The sequence below is a fragment of the Klebsiella sp. SYXHC3 genome (genome assembly GCF_057196925.1).
In genome coordinates this window covers 50,748-67,625 of record NZ_JBXUNG010000001.1, presented here as the reverse complement: position 1 = coordinate 67,625, position 16,878 = coordinate 50,748, and the positions used below count along the sequence as shown (strand labels likewise).

The 16,878-nt window shown below is 56.4% G+C and carries 15 protein-coding genes; 12 read left to right on the top strand and 3 right to left on the bottom strand.

The features are described 5' to 3' along the window. Positions 1–263 precede the first annotated feature (263 nt). Genes AC2CGP_RS00305 through AC2CGP_RS00290 form a run of 4 tightly spaced genes read left to right on the top strand, consistent with a single transcriptional unit; the run spans position 264 to position 4,289 of the window. Entirely contained in the window at positions 264–1,733 is a 1,470-nt protein-coding gene (locus AC2CGP_RS00305) for a nucleobase:cation symporter-2 family protein (protein WP_015366914.1), read from the top strand. 3 nt (positions 1,734–1,736) lie between these two features. Then, positions 1,737–1,865 carry a hypothetical protein gene (locus AC2CGP_RS00300; RefSeq protein ID WP_015366915.1) on the top strand — a complete coding sequence of 43 codons (129 nt, stop codon included), beginning with the start codon at positions 1,737–1,739 and terminating at the stop codon, positions 1,863–1,865. 11 nt (positions 1,866–1,876) lie between these two features. Then, on the top strand, positions 1,877–4,024 hold the full coding sequence (gene fdhF, locus AC2CGP_RS00295) for a formate dehydrogenase subunit alpha (RefSeq protein WP_080624896.1): 2,148 nt from the start codon (positions 1,877–1,879) through the stop codon (positions 4,022–4,024). 37 nt (positions 4,025–4,061) lie between these two features. Beyond that, positions 4,062–4,289: a hypothetical protein gene (locus tag AC2CGP_RS00290; RefSeq protein ID WP_225672919.1), complete on the top strand. Its 228-nt coding sequence runs from the start codon at positions 4,062–4,064 to the stop codon at positions 4,287–4,289. A 188-nt stretch (positions 4,290–4,477) separates the two neighbouring features. Here the strand turns inward: AC2CGP_RS00290 and AC2CGP_RS00285 are convergent, their stop codons facing one another. The 3 genes from AC2CGP_RS00285 to AC2CGP_RS00275 form a co-directional block, all read right to left on the bottom strand. Further along, a complete protein-coding gene (locus tag AC2CGP_RS00285; RefSeq protein ID WP_015366918.1) occupies positions 4,478–4,936 on the bottom strand; it encodes a (2Fe-2S)-binding protein in 459 nt (152 codons plus the stop codon). A gap of 43 nt (positions 4,937–4,979) precedes the next feature. Beyond that, entirely contained in the window at positions 4,980–8,195 is a 3,216-nt protein-coding gene (locus AC2CGP_RS00280; RefSeq protein WP_411303287.1) for a molybdopterin cofactor-binding domain-containing protein, read from the bottom strand. A gap of 289 nt (positions 8,196–8,484) precedes the next feature. Continuing rightward, positions 8,485–9,255 (bottom strand): DeoR/GlpR family DNA-binding transcription regulator, encoded by a 771-nt coding sequence (locus AC2CGP_RS00275; protein WP_015705204.1) that lies wholly within the window; start codon positions 9,253–9,255, stop codon positions 8,485–8,487. Positions 9,256–9,347: 92 nt separating this feature from the next. Here AC2CGP_RS00275 and AC2CGP_RS00270 point away from each other — a divergent pair, with 92 nt between their 5' ends. From AC2CGP_RS00270 to AC2CGP_RS00235, 8 genes are all read left to right on the top strand, one after another. Beyond that, positions 9,348–9,731: a glyoxalase/bleomycin resistance/extradiol dioxygenase family protein gene (locus AC2CGP_RS00270; protein WP_015366921.1), complete on the top strand. Its 384-nt coding sequence runs from the start codon at positions 9,348–9,350 to the stop codon at positions 9,729–9,731. 29 nt (positions 9,732–9,760) lie between these two features. Then, entirely contained in the window at positions 9,761–10,411 is a 651-nt protein-coding gene (locus AC2CGP_RS00265; RefSeq protein ID WP_047040997.1) for a CatA-like O-acetyltransferase, family 1, read from the top strand. A 183-nt stretch (positions 10,412–10,594) separates the two neighbouring features. Further along, positions 10,595–12,298 carry an ABC transporter substrate-binding protein gene (locus AC2CGP_RS00260; RefSeq protein WP_484502224.1) on the top strand — a complete coding sequence of 568 codons (1,704 nt, stop codon included), beginning with the start codon at positions 10,595–10,597 and terminating at the stop codon, positions 12,296–12,298. Between the two features lie 43 nt (positions 12,299–12,341). Then, on the top strand, positions 12,342–13,298 hold the full coding sequence (locus AC2CGP_RS00255; RefSeq protein ID WP_020079022.1) for an ABC transporter permease: 957 nt from the start codon (positions 12,342–12,344) through the stop codon (positions 13,296–13,298). A gap of 2 nt (positions 13,299–13,300) precedes the next feature. After that, complete coding sequence (gene opp4C, locus AC2CGP_RS00250) at positions 13,301–14,248, top strand: oligopeptide ABC transporter permease (RefSeq protein ID WP_015366925.1); 948 nt, start codon at positions 13,301–13,303, stop codon at positions 14,246–14,248. Beyond that, positions 14,245–15,225 (top strand): ABC transporter ATP-binding protein, encoded by a 981-nt coding sequence (locus tag AC2CGP_RS00245; protein WP_015366926.1) that lies wholly within the window; start codon positions 14,245–14,247, stop codon positions 15,223–15,225. The genes opp4C and AC2CGP_RS00245 overlap by 4 nt, the downstream gene beginning before the upstream one ends. Beyond that, positions 15,222–16,190, top strand: coding sequence for an ABC transporter ATP-binding protein (locus AC2CGP_RS00240; protein WP_015366927.1), 969 nt, complete (start codon positions 15,222–15,224; stop codon positions 16,188–16,190). Before AC2CGP_RS00245 ends, AC2CGP_RS00240 begins: the two co-directional genes overlap by 4 nt. A gap of 123 nt (positions 16,191–16,313) precedes the next feature. Continuing rightward, the gene (locus AC2CGP_RS00235; protein WP_015366928.1) at positions 16,314–16,859 is read left to right on the top strand and encodes an anti-virulence regulator CigR family protein; all 546 of its coding nucleotides are present in this window, start codon (positions 16,314–16,316) and stop codon (positions 16,857–16,859) included. The last annotated feature ends 19 nt before the right edge of the window (positions 16,860–16,878 follow it).

The window sequence follows — 16,878 nt, the reverse complement described above, 5'->3', positions numbered from 1 at the left end:
TTTCTGATGCCCGCTCGCAACGTTAAACAGGCCAGCAAGAAATAAACAAGCCAACCCGTGATTGATTTCACAAATATATTACTCCACTGCCGAATCGCTCATTTTTGGCACAGCTTACGCATAACCCTTCTAACGCATAAGCAACTCCGTGCGCGTTATACGCTGGTGAACATCATCAGCAGAGGGAGGCAATGGCCTTCGAATCGTAACTTCTGCCCTTTCAGTTCGGCACGGGAAGAAGTCGTAAAGGAGACAACTACTTCATGAAAGATTTTGCCATTCCGGCCTCACGCAATACGGCGACTGTCGCGCCGGTCGATGAGGTCCTGCCAATTACGCAAATGATTCTCTATGGATTGCAGCACGTGCTGGTGATGTACGCCGGGGCGGTGGCGGTACCGCTGGTGGTGGGTAACGCGGTCGGTTTGCCTGCGGAGCATATTATTTTATTAATCAGCGCCGATTTGTTTATTTGCGGCGCCGCGACCATCGTACAATCGATGGGCATCAAGCAGTGGTTGGGCTGCCGCCTACCGCTGATCCAGGGCTGTACTTTCGCCGCGCTGATCCCGATGGTGCTTATTGGTAAAGAGTACGGTATCGGGGCGATCTCCGGCTCGGTTATCGTCTCCGGCATTTTTATCCTCTGCTGCGCGCCGTGGATTAGCCGCCTGATTCGCTTCTTTCCAAAGGTGGTGATGGGCGGCATTGTAACGCTGATCGGCCTCTCTATTATGCCGGTCGCGGGAGGATGGATTGGCGGCGGCAGCAGCGAGATGGCCGGTTTCGGCGATCTCTTCTCGCTGCTGATGGCGGCCATCACGCTGGTCATTATTCTTAACCTGTATACCTTCGCTACCGGCGTGGTCAAAAACACCTCGGTGCTGATTGGGCTGGTGATCGGCACTATTTTATGGAGCTTCTTCAAGCCGCTGGATTTTAACCTCGTCAACGCTACGCCGTGGCTACATCTGCCACAGGTGATGCAGTTCGCCCGGCCTGAGTTTCATATCGTGCCCGTCGCCCTGCTGTCGATGGTCATGGTGGTGGTGATGGTCGAAACCATGTCGTCCATCATGGCGACCGGCGATATCGTCGGTAAACAGGTCACGGCCAGCATGCTGCGTAACGGCCTGAATACCTGCGGACTGGCGACGACGATCTGCGGCTTCTTCAACCTGTTTCCCTACGCGGCCTTTGCGCAAAACGTCGGCCTGATTGGCCTGACCGGCGTACGCAGCCGTTTCGTGGTGTCGGTCTCCGGCGTCATTCTGATGCTGATGGGCATTTTCGCCAAAATGGCGGCGCTGGTGGTACTGATTCCGAAACCGATCCTCGGCGGCGCCGGTATCGTTATGTTCGGCATGGTTGCCGTTTCCGGTATTCGTACTCTCGGTCAGGTCAACTATCGCAACAATAACAACGGGATGGTGGTCGCGCTCACCCTTGGTCTCGGCATGATGCCGGTGCTGGTGCCGAATCTGTTTACCCAGTTCCCGCCAATGATGCAGCTGTTTCTGCACAGCGGCATCACTATCGGCACCCTGACGGCGATTGTCGCCAACCTGACGCTGAACGGCAGCGTGCCGTTCCGTATTTCTCACGATGTCCCGGAACCGGACCCGGCGCCGCCGAGCGCGGCTGCCCGCAACATGGCCGTGCGTACGGTACGCATGTGGCTGCTGCTGCGCAAAGTACAGAAAGGTCAAACCGCCGCTGACGGCCAGGAGTGATTCATGTCTATGTCGCAACGTCTGCTTTTTGCACTGTTGATGATGGCCCTGATGGCGGTTCCCGCCATCCAGGACGCCATTACCCTCGGAATTAACAGCCGTTTTATCTATCTGTTGCCGTACTATTTTTAAGGAGTCACACGATGGAAAAAGTCACCACCGTCTGTCCCTACTGCGCCGCTGGCTGTAAGCTGCGGCTGGTGGTGGACGACGGCATGGTCGTCGGCGCCGAAGCGGCCATGGGGAAAAACAATCAGGGCACCCTGTGTCTGAAAGGCTATTATGGCTGGGACTTCATTAACGATACCCAGATCCTGACCCCGCGTCTCAAAACCCCCATGATCCGTCGCCAACGTGGCGGCAAACTGGAAGCCGTCTCCTGGGATGAGGCGCTCGATTACGTCGCCACCCGCCTTGGCGCCATTAAAGAAAAATATGGCCCGGACGCGATCCAGACCACCGGCTCCTCCCGCGGGACCGGTAATGAAACCAACTACGTGATGCAAAAATTCGCGCGCGCCGTTATTGGCACCAATAACGTCGACTGCTGCGCTCGCGTCTGACACGGCCCTTCGGTTGCAGGTCTGCACCAGTCGGTCGGTAACGGCGCCATGAGTAATGCCATCACGGAGATTGATAACACCGATCTGGTGTTTATCTTCGGTTACAACCCGGCGGATTCCCACCCTATCGTGGCGAATCACGTCATTAACGCCAAACGTAACGGGGCGAAAATCATCGTCTGCGACCCGCGCAAGATTGAAACCGCGCGCATCGCCGACATGCACATTGCGCTGAAGAACGGCTCGAATATCGCGCTGCTCAACGCCATTGGCCACGTCATTATTGCAGAGGATCTGTACGATAAATCCTTCGTCGCCAGCCGTTCCGAAGGCTTCGAGGAGTATCGCAAAATCGTCGAAGGCTATACGCCGGAGTCGGTGGAAGAGATAACCGGCGTCAGCGCTCAGGAGATCCGCGCCTGCGCCCGGATGTACGCCAGCGCCAAATCCGCCGCCATCCTGTGGGGCATGGGCGTCACCCAGTTCTACCAGGGCGTGGAGACCGTACGGTCGCTGACCAGCCTTGCGATCCTTACCGGCAACCTCGGCAAGCCGAGCGTCGGCGTCAACCCGGTGCGCGGGCAGAACAACGTCCAGGGCGCCTGCGACATGGGCGCACTGCCGGATACCTATCCGGGCTACCAGTACGTTAAGTTCCCGGAAAACCGCGAGAAGTTTGCCAGAGCCTGGGGCGTCGACAGCCTGCCGGAACATACCGGCTATCGCATCAGCGAGCTGCCGCACCGCGCCGAACACGGTGAAGTCCGCGCGGCGTACATTATGGGCGAGGATCCGCTGCAGACCGATGCCGAGCTTTCCGCGGTGCGCAAGGCGTTTGAACAGCTGGAACTGGTTATCGTCCAGGATATTTTCATGACCAAAACCGCCGCCGCGGCCGACGTCATCCTGCCGTCCACCTCGTGGGGCGAGCACGAAGGCGTGTATACCGCAGCGGACCGCGGCTTCCAGCGCTTCTTTAAAGCGGTGGAGCCGAAGTGGGACCTGAAAACCGACTGGCAGATTATCAGCGAAATCGCCACCCGGATGGGCTATCCGATGCACTACAACAACACCCAGGAGATCTGGGATGAGTTGCGGCATCTGTGCCCGGACTTCTACGGCGCCACCTATGAAAAAATGGGCGAGCTCGGCTATGTCATGTGGCCATGCCGCGATGAGTCCGACGCCGACCAGGGGACGTCGTATCTGTTTAAAGAGAAGTTCTCTACGCCGAGCGGTAAAGCCCAGTTCTTCACCTGCGACTGGGTCGCGCCGGGAGATAAACTCTCTGCACAGTATCCGTTGGTGCTGTCGACGGTGCGCGAAGTCGGCCATTACTCGTGCCGTTCGATGACCGGCAACTGCGCGGCCTTAACCAGGCTTGCCGATGAACCAGGCTATGCGCAAATCAACACCGCCGACGCCGAACGGTTAGGTATCGAGGATGACGCGCTGGTGTGGGTCAATTCGCGTAAGGGCCGCATCATCACCCGCGCGCAGGTCAGCGATCGGCCGAATAAAGGCGCGGTGTACATGACCTACCAGTGGTGGATCGGCGCCTGTAACGAGCTGGTGTCAGAGAACCTGAGCCCGATAACCAAAACGCCGGAGTACAAGTACTGCGCGGTTAACGTTGAACGGATTGCCGATCAGCGCGCGGCGGAGCAGTACGTGATCGAGGAGTACAACAAACTGAAAGCCCGCCTGCGCGAAAGCGCGATGGGTTAAGGTTCGGCGGCCTTACCCGATATCCGGCCCCTCCCCGGTGGCGCTTACGCTTACCGGGGCTACCAACCGACTACCGAACCGTAGCCCGGATAAGGCGCTATGTGCCGCTATCCGGGAACCCTCCCCGGTGGCGCTTACGCTTACCGGGGCTACCAACCGACTACCGAACCGTAGCCCGGATAAGGCGCTGTGCGCCGCTATCCGGGAATTCTCCCCCGGTGGCGCTTACGCTTACCGGGGCTACCAACCGAATACCGAACCGTAGCCCGGATAAGGCGCGATGCGTCGTTATCCGGGAATCCTCCCCCGGTGGCGCTTACGCTTACCGGGGCTACCGACCGACTACCGAATCGTAGCCCGGATAAGGCGCGATGCGCCGCTATCCGGGAACCCTCCCCCGGTGGCGCCTTATCTGGCCAGCAAATCGCGCAAAACAGCAGCCCCGTTACAAGATCACGATTTAATCGCGTGTTGAATGGAGTCAATAATCGGCTGATAGCCGGTACAGCGGCACATATTGCCTTCTAATACATCCTTTATTTGCGCTTCGTCCGGATGCGGCTCTTTGGTTAATAATTCGGTGGCGCTGACCAGTACTCCCGGTGTACAGAACCCGCACTGCACGCCGCCCTTCTCAATAAATGCATCCTGTAATTTTTGCGTAATCGGATTATCGTTTAACCCTTCGAGCGTCTCGATCTCCGCTTCATCACACTGTTCGGCCAGTACCAGACAAGAACAAACGGCGTTACCGTCCATCAGCACCGTGCAGGCGCCGCATTCGCCAATCGAACATCCCTCTTTGGTGGCGGTAAGATGCAATGTATCCCGCACCAGATCCAATAGGCGCATATTGCCTTCTACTTTTGCTTCCACCAGCTTGCCGTTTACCTTCACTTTAATTGTGCTCATAGCTCTATCCTGTACAGGGCGCTCTGGCGCCCTGATTGAATCATTAAATCCCTGAGGCCCGTTGCGCCTCGGCCATCATGTCGCGGAACATATTGACGAACACCGGCTGCTTATATGCCGCCGACCAGCGCTTACCGATGGCCGCATAGATAAGCTTGTCCAGCACCTCGCAGGCGCTGTTAATCGTGTCGCTATTTAACGGTTTCCCTAGCAGGCAGCGTTCAATATCTAGTAACCGCTGCGGCTTACTGAACAGCGCGCCGTCCACCAGACGGCAGTAGCTCACCGTGCCATCATCAGCAAAATCGAGCAGCGCGCTCAGGCTCTGACGGGTGATGTTGAGCGCGTTGCGCCGCCCTAACTGGTGATAGAAACCTTTAGCCCGCGGGCGCGCCGGCGGCGGCAGTATCACTTTGGTCAAAAGTTCATCCGGCTGGCGCTGGGTCTTGTAGCCGGACAGCAAAAACTCGCCCAGACCGAGGGTGCGTACGCCATTTAGCGAGCGCAGCTCGATGCGCGCGTCATAGAGGATGGCAGGTGGAATGGAATCGCCGCAGGGCGCGGCGTTGACGATATTGCCGCCGATGGTGGCGCGATTACGGATCTGGTGCGAACCGACGGTATGACAGGCCTGCGCCAGCAGCGGGTAACGTTCGCGCAGCAGCGGATGATCGGTAATACGGTTAAAGGTCATCGCTCCGCCAATGATGACCTCATGGCTGGCCGGATCTTCGCTCACCTGCGTCAACTCCGGCAGACGGGAAATATCAACCAACCGCAGCGCGCGGGTTTGCAGACGCCCCTGCACAATTACATCGGTACCGCCGGCGATAGCCGTCACGCCCTCTTGCGCCAGCAGGGTTAACGCCTCCTGCAGGCTTTTCGCTCGGGTCACTTCCACATCAGTGAGGCGCAGCACCTGCTTCTTGTTTTCCGCCTCCAGCATCATTTCGCTTTGGCGAACCGGCTTTTTCAGGTTGTAGCCGAGGATCACCTGTTCGAGGGTCAACGGTAATTTATTAAACCGCGTCTCTAGGGCAAAACTCACCGCGTTATTGATGGCCGCCGCCGCGAGTTCAGTAGCTGGCTCGCCGATCCCCTTCGCCCCCAGAGGCCCGGCGATATCCGGGTTTTCTACGCCGATAATCGTCATCGGCGGAATATCTTTCATCGTCGGCAGCAGGTAGCTGTCGAAGTTTTCCGATTTGACCTGGCCATTTTCAATGTTGAAGTCTTCCAGCAGCGCGTAGCCAAAACCCTGCGCCACCCCACCGTAAACCTGACCTTCAAACCCCACCGGGTTGAGTACCCGGCCCACGTCATGGGCGGCGGTAACATGCAGCAAATCGGTTTTACCGGTGCTGGTATTCACCCGTATCTCCGCCACCTGGCAGCCGTAGACCCAGGTAAAGTACGGGCTGCCGCAGCCTTTTTCTTCATCCCAATGAATGGGCGGCGGCACAAACCAGCCGTACTCGGTCAGGCTGACGCTAGCCCATTTGGTTTTATTAACCGCGGTTTTGAAATCAATACGCCGTTCACTGTCCTGGACGTTGATGATAAAGCCATCCTGCCACAAGGTTTCAGCCAACTTGCGGGTACCGATGCTGTCGCCGACGACGCTGAGAATGCGGCGTTTTATCTTGTCCGCGGCGTCAAGAATCGCCCCACCGCCGACCATAGTCCCACGGGTTGCCGCCGTCGATCCGCCGTCGCCGATAACCGAGGTCGGCGGTTCCATAAAATGCAGTTCCGATAGAGGAATACCAAAGGCTTCCGCGGCGATTAGCGACATCGCGGTTTGCAGACCCTGACCGTTTTCAGAAACCGATGTCGCCAGATTGACGCTGCCGTCCTCATTCACCTGAATGAGCGCCGTCGAGGTATCTACCCCTTCCGCGCCGATGGAACAGCCGCGGTAGCTCAGCGCCAGGCCAATACCATAGCGATAAACACCGCCTTTTTGGTTCAATTCACGATAGTGCTGGCGTTTTGCCGCAAATTCCGAGGCATTCACCGCCTTAGTCAGGACTTCAATCGCCGAGACGGTGTGTTTATCAAACCGCTGCCCGGTGACCGAGGTATCGCCCTGACGCAGCGCGTTCACTTCACGCACCGCCACCGGCGAGAGATTGAGCGCTTCGGCAATTTCATCCATAAAGGATTCGTTGGCGTAAACCACCTGTGGTGAACCGAAACCACGCATCGCCGAGGTATAGCTGTTGTTGGTATAGACGGCTTTAACGTCGATATGGACGTTATCAATATTGTACGGCCCAGCGGCCTGCACCGAAGAACGCCATGTGACGAACGGGGAGGACGCCGCATAGCCGCCGCTGTCGGCAAGAATATCGATTTTGATCGCCAGAATGCGTCCGTTGTCGTCCACCCCGGCGCGATACTTCATTTTATAAGGGTGGCGCTTACAGCTTTCGATAATGGACTGCTCGCGGGTGTAGGTAAATTTCACCGGACGACCGGTCAGGCGCGTCATCAATGCGGAACGGCAGGCCAGATGATCGATGATGTCATCTTTGCCGCCGAACGAGCCGCCCATCACCGCGCGTTTGACGTTAATCTGGCTCTGCGGGCAGCCCATAAACTTAGCCACGAAGCTGCGTACGCGGTGCGGGTTCTGAATGGAGCCGGAGATAATCAGGCTACCATCGGTGGGGTCAAGCCAGGTCAGTACAACTTCCGGTTCAATGTAAGCGTGTTCCTGGAAGCCCACTTCATATTCACGTTCAATCACGTGACTGGCTTCGGCAAAGCCTATGGCGATGTCGCCCTTAACGGTGTGGTGATGGGCGGCGATATTATCGCTGCGGTCCGGGTGAATTCGCCGGGCGTCCGGCGCCAGCGCGGCTTCTACGTCCGTTAGCGGCTCATAGGGCGTATAGCGCACATGTATTTTATCCGCCGCTTCGCAGGCGGCTTCATAACTGGTTGCCGCCACCACAGCGACGACATCGCCGTGGAAGACTACCTCGTCTTTGACGATAGGCAGATAATCTTTGACGATAATCCCCACGACCGGAGTACCGGGAATATCTTGCCAGGTGGCAATTTTTACCACGCCTGCAACATTCAGCGCCTCGCTAAGATCTATCGCCTCGATTTTCCCGGCGGGTATATCCGCAAAGCGGCAAACGCCATACAGCATGCCCGGTAAGGTAATATCGTCGCCATAAACGGCCGTTCCTTTGACTTTCGCCAGTCCATCCACGCGCCGTAGCGGCGCTGAAGGTGAAGCACACATAACAGTCCCCTCAATGATTATCCGTTGCGGGCAATCCCGGGTTTGCTAAACGTCGCGCTATCCATAACCCATGGGAAAAGCCACATCACCGATAACAAATCCAAGATTTGTGCCAGAAATCAATGAGGTGCCGTTTAAGATTCGTTTTTGTGAGTCGTCGCGCAAAATGCGGCTAAAGTACGGAGAAAATAGCGCTACTAAGGCCGCGGCCCGCAGGCCAGAAACATTTCGCCGCCATTTTTATCAAAGTGATAGCCCGGTTTTCTCAAATTAATAATTTGCCTGTGTACTAGACGGTATAGATACGGATCTCGTGTTCACGGAAAGCATCCCGGTATTTACGGCTAATGTTTTCCTCAACGACCAGCACGTCAATGGCGCTGCTTTCAGCTACCACAAAACGGGCGACGGCGGGGATTTTATCTGAGGTTAAGCCAACGATAATTTCACTGCACTGTTTGATAACCGCTTTCTTAAATTCACAATCGGCGTGATCAAAGCCGGTTAGACCTGACTCCGGAGCCATTGCGCAGCCGCCAATAAATCCCTGATCGAAGAGGATCCCCTGCACCTGGGCCACCGCCGATGCGCCGACACAACCGCCTGCCGCGCGTTGCACCAAACCTCCGAGCATCACAACCTCGTAAAGCGGTTTTTTAAGCAGAACCGCCGCGATTTCCGGAGAATTGGTAACCACGGTTAAGGCCAGTTCGCCCGGTAGCGCTTCCGCCATGGCCAGATTGGTGGTGCCGGTATCAATAAAAATACAGCCGCCCGGTTTCACTAGCTGTGCGCACTTCTGTGCGATTCTGCTCTTTGTTGCCCTGTTTTTCTCTTTACGTTCGTTGTACTCCATGGATTCCGGCAGGGTCATCACCGCGCCGCCGTAGACTTTCTTACAATATCCGTCTTTGCTCAACTCATGAAGATCGCGGCGAATAGTGTGTTCAGAGACCTGTAAGCGCTGGGCCAGATCGGCGCAGACGACCCTACCGTCCTCCTGCAGGATCTGACAAATCAGCGCTTGTCGTTGCTGAGGGAAAGCTGCATAATCGAGCACAACAACTCCTTAAAATAAACATAACGAGCAGAAAAGAGCATAATCGTTCACTTATGCGCATGCTGTCAACCCAACCCTTTACGAGGTAAACCATGAAAGTTGCCCATATCGCTCTCTGGACCCGCCATCTTGAGCAGCAAGCACGCTTTTGGGTGGAGTTTTTTGCCGGTGAAATCAACGAAAAATACCGTAGTAAAACCAATCCTGGTTTTGAATCCTACTTTGTAAAAATTGGCTCTGACGTGGCCATTGAGTTAATGACCAAACCCGGTTTACATGACTCGACCCACGATAACAACCATACGGGGTGGGTGCATCTGGCGATCGCCGTCGGCGGCACGGAACAGGTGAATGCGTTAGCCAAACGCGCTGAAATGGCGGGAATTTTAGTCTCTGCCCCACGCACCACCGGCGATGGCTATTATGAGGCGGTTATCAAAGACCCTGATGGAAACCTGGTGGAAATCGTCGCATAGTAAGGCAAATCCACATGAAGGAGTCGACCGTGGCACATTATCGCGTTATTGATAAAGCGAGCTGGCCTCGCCTGGATCACTTTACGTTCTACCGTACCTTTGCCAATCCCAGCTTCAATCTGTGCGTGCCGGTAGAAGCGCAACAGTTGTATACCTGCGCGAAGGACCGGGGCGTCTCCTTCTTTCAACTGGCATTATTCGGCCTGTTGCGCGCGGCCAACGCCGTACCGCAGCTAAAACAGCGCCTGCGCAACGACGATATCATCGAATATGACGCCATCTCGGTGATGACGCCGATCATGACCGCCAGCGAAGGTTTTCGCCAGGTATGGTGCGATAACGCCGCTGATTTCCCCGCGTTTAGCGCCGCCGCGACGCCGCGCATTGAGGCCGCAAGAAGCACCAACCCCTCACCGCTTATCGTGGAAGAAGAAAATTTCTTTTGCGCCAGTTGTCTGCCGTGGCTGCACTTCAGCGCCATGACCCATGCGGAATACTACGTTGGCGCGGCGGTACCCGCCCTGACGTGGGGAAAACTGAAAAATGGCATCATTCCGGTTGCCGGCCGATTTAATCACGCTTTTGTTGATGGCCTGCACGCCAGCCGTTTTTATGCCGAAGTCGAATATTATTTCGCTAACCCGCAGGCCCTGTGGCTGCCGGTTGAGGCCGGCGATTAGCTGCCGCGGCACAAAGAACAATCTACTATGACTTCCCCGAAAACCGGCATTATATTGCCGGTTTTTTGCTAATGCGAAATGGCTATAACCCATAGCGTTTCGTTGTTAGACAGTATTCAGCGCGCCTCTTATCTTCGTCATGAATTGTAAATAACAACGCAATCATTTGATGAGGTAGCACTTTTGTCCAGATTACGGCAAGGATTAAAAACCAGACAAACGCGCTTCGCGCTGGCGCTGAAAGTGGCGCTACTCGGTAGCATGGTGGCATTTTCTTCTGTCGCCAACGCCGACGATATTCTTAAAGAAGGGATCACTCCCGCAACCGATGCCAGCCAGATCCCGGCCAGCGCCAAACTGCGTAAAGACACGGTAGTGGCCGGCATTTCCGAACCGCAGGGGATCTTTAACCCTTACTTCTTCGTCAACGGTTGGGATGAGAACGTCACCAACGTTATTTTCTCGCGCCTGATTGACTGGGACAGTCAGGGGAAGCTGGTGCCGGGGCTGGCTGAGAGCTGGACGGTGAGCGCGGATAACAAAGTCTATACCATCAAATTACGCCCAAACCTGACCTTCAGCGACGGATCGCCACTCACCGCGGAGGATGTCGCTTTTACGCTGACCGTTCTGCTCGACCCGAAATATGACGGCGATACCGATATCACTCTGGCCAATATCGCCGGCGGCGCGGAATATAAAGCCGGCAAAGCCGATAGCGTGAGCGGCCTGAAAGTTATCGAACCGCTGACCTTACAGGTTACTACCACCCAGCCGGGCGCGACAACGCTGGCGAAAATCGGCGGTCCGGTATTATCGAAAGCCTGGTACGGAAAAGGGTATCAACGTGGAAATCTGGATTATCTGCGTTCTCTACACGGAAAACCGCTGGGTAACGGTCCTTATGTCTACGATAAATATATTCCCGGTCAGGAGATTCGCTTCCACGCCAACACGCATTTTTATCGCGGTACGCCGCCAACGCCGCGCTTTATCTATCGCGTGACCAATCCGTCTACCAATTTCCAGTTATTCCAGACCGGCGAAACCGACTACGACGCCTTCACCTCGCGCCCGGATGATATTGAGCAGCTTAAGATGCTCGGTTTTGCCAATATCAACCTGTACGGCTCCAGCGACTACAGCCAGGTGGAGTTCAACCTCCATCGCCCGGCGCTGCAGGATAAAAAAGTGCGTCAGGCGCTGATTTACGGACTGGACCGCCAGAAGTTAATCGACGTGGTGTATCAGGGATACGGTAAGGTAGCCATTGAACCGATCGCGCCTATTTCCTGGGCCTTCAATGCGCAGGGCGTCAACCCCTACCATTACGATCCGGTGCAAGCGAAAAAACTGCTCGATGAAGCGGGCTGGCTGCCTGGCGCCGATGGCATCCGCGTGAAAGACGGTAAGCGACTGGAATTGACCCTGCTGGCGAGCAAAAAAGTCATTAACGATGCGCTGATCCCGATTGCCAAAGAGAACTGGCGGCAGATAGGCGTGCTGCTGAAACCGCAGGTGGTTGATTTCAACGCGCTGATGGCGCAGCGCAAAGCGGGTAATTACGATTTGGCGTCGTTCAGCACCAGCACTCTCAACGATCCGCATGACGGCGTGTGGGACTTCTACAGCAGCGAGGCCAAAGAGTCGGGCTACCACAACGCTGAAGTCGATAAGCTTATCAATGCGGGCAACGCGGTGCTGGATGTCGAACAACGCAAGCCTATCTATCACCAGCTGTATCAGGTGCTGGCCGAGGATCCGCCGGTTATCCTGCTGGGATACCGGGAGATTCTTTCCGCCAGCAGCGCCCGGGTGACCGGCTTTAAGCCGGATATCTATAACGGCCTCACCGGCAGTTTGCCGGATGTGAAAATCGTGAAGTAAATCCCCCAGCCGCCGGCCCCCCGGCGGCTGATGTGAGAATGTTATGAAAAATTTCATCCTGAGGCGCCTATTGCAAACGCTGCCGATGCTGCTGCTGGCCTCCTTTATCATTTTTATGCTCTTTGCCAAAACCCCCGGCGACTTTATCGATGGCAACATTACCCTGACGGCCGCCCGCGCCGCCGAACTGAAGGCGATATACGGCCTCGACCAGCCGCTCTTCACCCGCTACCTTCACTGGCTGGGGCAACTGCTGCGCGGGGATTTAGGCTTCTCGCTGCAATACCAAATTCCGGTCAGCCAGTTACTGAACCAGTACATCTGGAACTCCTTCCTGCTGGCAAGCGTGGCGCTGGTCTTCTACTGGGGTATCGGCCTGACGGTTGGCGTAGTCTCCGCGCTCAGACCTAATTCCTGGTTTGATCATCTGGTGAGTATCGCGGTGTTCGCCGCCATGTCCTTTCCCACCTTTTTCCTCTGCCTGCTGCTAATTAAGTGGTTTGCCGTCGACCTGCACTGGCTGCCGGTAGGCGGGATGACCAATACCGGTAGCGACGATAGCGGCTGGCGGTATGTGCTGCAGGTCGCCGCTCATCTGGTACTGCCGGTACTGGCGCTGGTGATGCTGCAGGCCGGCAGCCTGACGCGCTATTTTCGCGCCAGCATGCTTGACGTGGTGAAGATGGATTTCATTCGTACCGCCCGAGCTAAAGGGCTGCGAGAACGCACGGTTATCATGAAACACGCGCTGCGCAATGCGCTACTGCCGGTCATCACCCTGCTTGGCTTCGAACTGCCGGGATTGTTCTCTGGCGCCATCATTACCGAAAAAGTATTTAACTGGCCGGGCGCCGGGCACATTCATATCGATTCGCTGGCCGCTCGCGATTATCCGGTATTGATGGGGTTTACCCTGTTTCTGGCGGTGCTGACGATCATCGGTAACTTACTGGCCGATGTGCTCTACGCGTGGGCCGATCCGCGCATTCGAGTGAGGTAATGATGATAACTTCCCTGTTTGGTTACCGTCGCCGCCTGCGCCAGGCGACAATCCCCGCGCTTGCGCAAATAACCCCCTCTCCATGGCGTCAGGCATGGCGCCAACTGCGCCGCAACCGGATGGCAATGCTGTGTTTAATCCTGCTTGCGGTGATGGCCCTGTGGTGCGCGCTCGGGCCGATGTGGTCGCCGTGGAAAGATGACGCCACCGATGCGCTGATGATCAACAAACCACCCGGCGCCGAACACTGGTTAGGTACCGATTTTCTTGGCCGCGATATCTATACGCGTTTACTGCTGGCCGGGCGCATTTCACTGATAATCGGCCTGTTGACTATGCTGCTATCGGTAACGCTGGGCTACCTGCTGGGAGCGCTGTCGGGCTATGTCGGCGGGCTCACCGATAAACTGATCATGCGGCTAGCCGATCTGGTGATGACGATACCCGGCCTGCCATTATTAATCGTCGCCGGCGCGATGCTCTCCGAGCTCGACTTTTCGCCGGATTCCCGCATCTGGATGGTCGTAATTATGCTCAGCCTGCTGGAGTGGCCGAAGCTGGCGCGGCTGGTGCGCGGGCAGTGCCTGTCGCTACGCGAGCGCGATTTTATGCTGGCGACGCAGGTTCTGGGACTGTCGGCGCGTCGCCGGCTGTTCGGTCACCTGCTGCCCAATACCATCCCGATTCTGGTGGTGATGGCGACAATGGCGGTCGCTAACGCCATTCTGAGCGAATCGGCGCTGAGCTATCTCGGCCTCGGCGTGGTACCGCCGACACCATCGTGGGGCAACATGATGGATGCTGCTAACAGCCTGATTGATTTTCAGCGGCGACCGTGGCTATGGATGCCTCCCGGGATTGCCATCTTTATTACTGTGATTGCTATTAATGTGCTGGGCGACGGCCTGCGCGACGCAATGGACCCGAAAATGAAACAGAGGCTGAAATGAGCACGCCATTAATTTCTTTTAAGCAACTTTCTGTCTCTTTCGCTGCTGAAGGTAGCCGGGTGCGCGCGGTACAGGAGGTCTCTTTTTCGATTCAGGCCGGGCAAACGGTAGGTATCGTCGGTGAGTCCGGCTGCGGCAAAAGCGTGACCGCCATGTCGTTAATGGGCCTGCTGCCTCCCCAGGCCGCTCGCATTGACGGCGGCGAGATCCATTTCGAAGGACGCGATCTGCTCAAGCTGAAAGCCCGTCACATGGCCGACCTGCGCGGCAACCAGTTGGCGATGATCTTCCAGGAGCCGATGTCGGCGCTCAACCCGGTACTGACCATAGGCGAACAGCTCTGCGAGCCGCTCATCCGCCACCGCGGCGACTCGCCGAAAGCCGCCTGGCAGCGTGCAATACACCTGTTGAACGAGGTGGGACTGGCGCGCAGCGAAAGCCTGATGGCGTACTATCCGCATCAACTTTCCGGCGGTATGCTGCAACGGGTGATGATCGCCATGGCGCTGAGCTGCGGGCCGCAATTATTGATAGCGGATGAACCAACTACCGCGCTGGATGTCACCGTGCAGGCGCAGATCCTGCGTCTGATACGGGACCGCGCGCGCGAAAGCCAGATGGCGATGCTGCTGATCACCCACGATCTGGGGGTAATCGCGCAGATGGCCGAAAGGGTCGTCGTAATGTATGCCGGGCGGATTGTCGAACAGGGAACCACCGTCGAGGTGCTGCGCCAGCCCCAGCACCCCTATACCCGCGGACTTATCGCCTCGCGTCCGGTGCCGGGCGCGCGCCGCCGGCGGCTTTACTCCATTCCCGGTCAGGTGCCGGATCTCGCGCAACTGCCTGCGGGCTGCGCGTTTGCCGATCGCTGCGAACAGGCAACAGCACGCTGCCGTCAGGACACCCCGCCACTTTTTGGGTCCTCGCATCAGGCAGCCTGTTTTTATAGTCAATTCGCGGAGTCGGTGGCATGAACCAGCCCTATTTAATTGAAGTTAATGGCTTGAAAAAGTATTTCCCGCTGCGCGACGGCCTGTTCGGCCAGCAGACCGGGGAACTGCGCGCGGTCGATGACGTCAGTTTTAATATCCGTCCGGGAACGATTTTCGGCCTCGTCGGAGAATCCGGTAGTGGTAAAACCACCGTTGGCCGCACCTTGCTTGGCTTGTATGAAAAGACCGCCGGCAGCATTAAATTCCGCGGTCAGGAGTTATCCGAACTGTCAGCGGCGGCAATGCAGGCCCTACGACCGAAAATTCAACTGGTGTTTCAGGATCCCTATAGTTCACTGAATCCACGCATCCGCGTCGGCGAGGCGATTGGCGAGGCGATGCTGCAGCATAAACTATGCACGCGCGCTGAACTCTATGAGAAAGTCATTGCGGTGATGAAGATATGCGGGCTGGCGCCTCAGCATTACCACCGTTTTCCGCATGAATTTTCCGGCGGTCAGCGGCAGCGCATCGGCATCGCCCGCGCGCTTATCCTCAATCCGGACTTTATCGTCGCCGATGAACCCATTTCCGCACTCGATGTGTCGATTCAGGCGCAGATTATCAATCTGTTTGCCGACCTGCGCGACGAGCGTGGCGTCACCTTTCTATTCATCTCCCATGACCTTGGAGTTGTAGAGCATTTGTGCGACGACGTGGCGGTGATGTACCTCGGTCAACTGGTGGAAACCGCCAGCCGCGATGCGCTGTTTAGCCGCCCTCTTCATCCCTATACCCAGGCGCTTCTGGCCGCGGTACCCACCCTCGATCCCGAAAGCGAACCGCAGGCGGTCGTCCAGGGAGAAATCCCGGATCCGTCGCGCCCGCCTGAGGGCTGCCGGTTTTCGTCACGCTGCCCGCAGGCAAGTGACCACTGCCGCCGTCAGGCGCCGACGCTTCGTGAAATTTCGCCTGGACACCTGGTCGCCTGTCATTGGGCAGGATAGCGATGACCAGCAAGAGGCGAGGCATATTTTCTGCGGAGTATAAAAATAAGAAAACATGACATTGTTAAGGTTATGCGCACGTCATATCTTCAAAGCGTGTACTTCACTTTAAGGAACACCCTTATGATTAAGCGTCGCACTCTCAAATCTGCACTTGCGGCGGTTATTTCGCTCGCCGTCCTTGCCGCGCCAGTTTATGCCAACCCTGGTAATGGCAACGGGGGTGGCGGAGGTCATGGCAATAGCGGCGGAGGTGGCAACCACGGTAATAGCGGTGGAAACCACGGCAATAGCGGTAACCATGGCAACAGCAGTGACCACAGCAACAAAGGCCAGGGAAATGATAAGTCGAAAGAGGATCACGGTAACCGTAAAAACTACGGCAAACCCGACCATGTCGACTCTGATATTAGCTTCTCGCGAGCCCGTTCTCTGGCGGTGAATTATGGTCTGGTAGGTTATCAGGCGCTACCGCCGGGTATTGCAAAAAATGTGGTTCGCGGCAAACCATTACCTCCAGGTATTGCCAAAAAAACGTTGCCGGCATCTATGATTAACGATCTGCCTTACTACCCGGGTTATGAATGGCGTGCAGTGGGCGATGATTTAGTGCTGGTTGCGTTAAGTACCGCAATCGTCACTTCCGTCATTAACGGCGTTTTTGATTAATTTTTTCACCTTTCAGGCT

Bases quoted from the DNA above. Each gene is read 5' to 3' on its own strand.
- AC2CGP_RS00305 (WP_015366914.1), top strand. From the start codon at position 264: ATGAAAGATTTTGCCATTCCGGCCTCACGCAATACGGCGACTGTCGCG.
- AC2CGP_RS00300 (WP_015366915.1), top strand. From the start codon at position 1,737: ATGTCTATGTCGCAACGTCTGCTTTTTGCACTGTTGATGATGGCCCTG.
- AC2CGP_RS00285 (WP_015366918.1), bottom strand. From the start codon at position 4,936: ATGAGCACAATTAAAGTGAAGGTAAACGGCAAGCTGGTGGAAGCAAAA.
- AC2CGP_RS00280 (WP_411303287.1), bottom strand. From the start codon at position 8,195: ATGTGTGCTTCACCTTCAGCGCCGCTACGGCGCGTGGATGGACTGGCG.
- AC2CGP_RS00270 (WP_015366921.1), top strand. From the start codon at position 9,348: ATGAAAGTTGCCCATATCGCTCTCTGGACCCGCCATCTTGAGCAGCAA.
- AC2CGP_RS00255 (WP_020079022.1), top strand. From the start codon at position 12,342: ATGAAAAATTTCATCCTGAGGCGCCTATTGCAAACGCTGCCGATGCTG.
- opp4C (WP_015366925.1), top strand. From the start codon at position 13,301: ATGATAACTTCCCTGTTTGGTTACCGTCGCCGCCTGCGCCAGGCGACA.
- AC2CGP_RS00245 (WP_015366926.1), top strand. From the start codon at position 14,245: ATGAGCACGCCATTAATTTCTTTTAAGCAACTTTCTGTCTCTTTCGCT.
- AC2CGP_RS00240 (WP_015366927.1), top strand. From the start codon at position 15,222: ATGAACCAGCCCTATTTAATTGAAGTTAATGGCTTGAAAAAGTATTTC.
- AC2CGP_RS00235 (WP_015366928.1), top strand. From the start codon at position 16,314: ATGATTAAGCGTCGCACTCTCAAATCTGCACTTGCGGCGGTTATTTCG.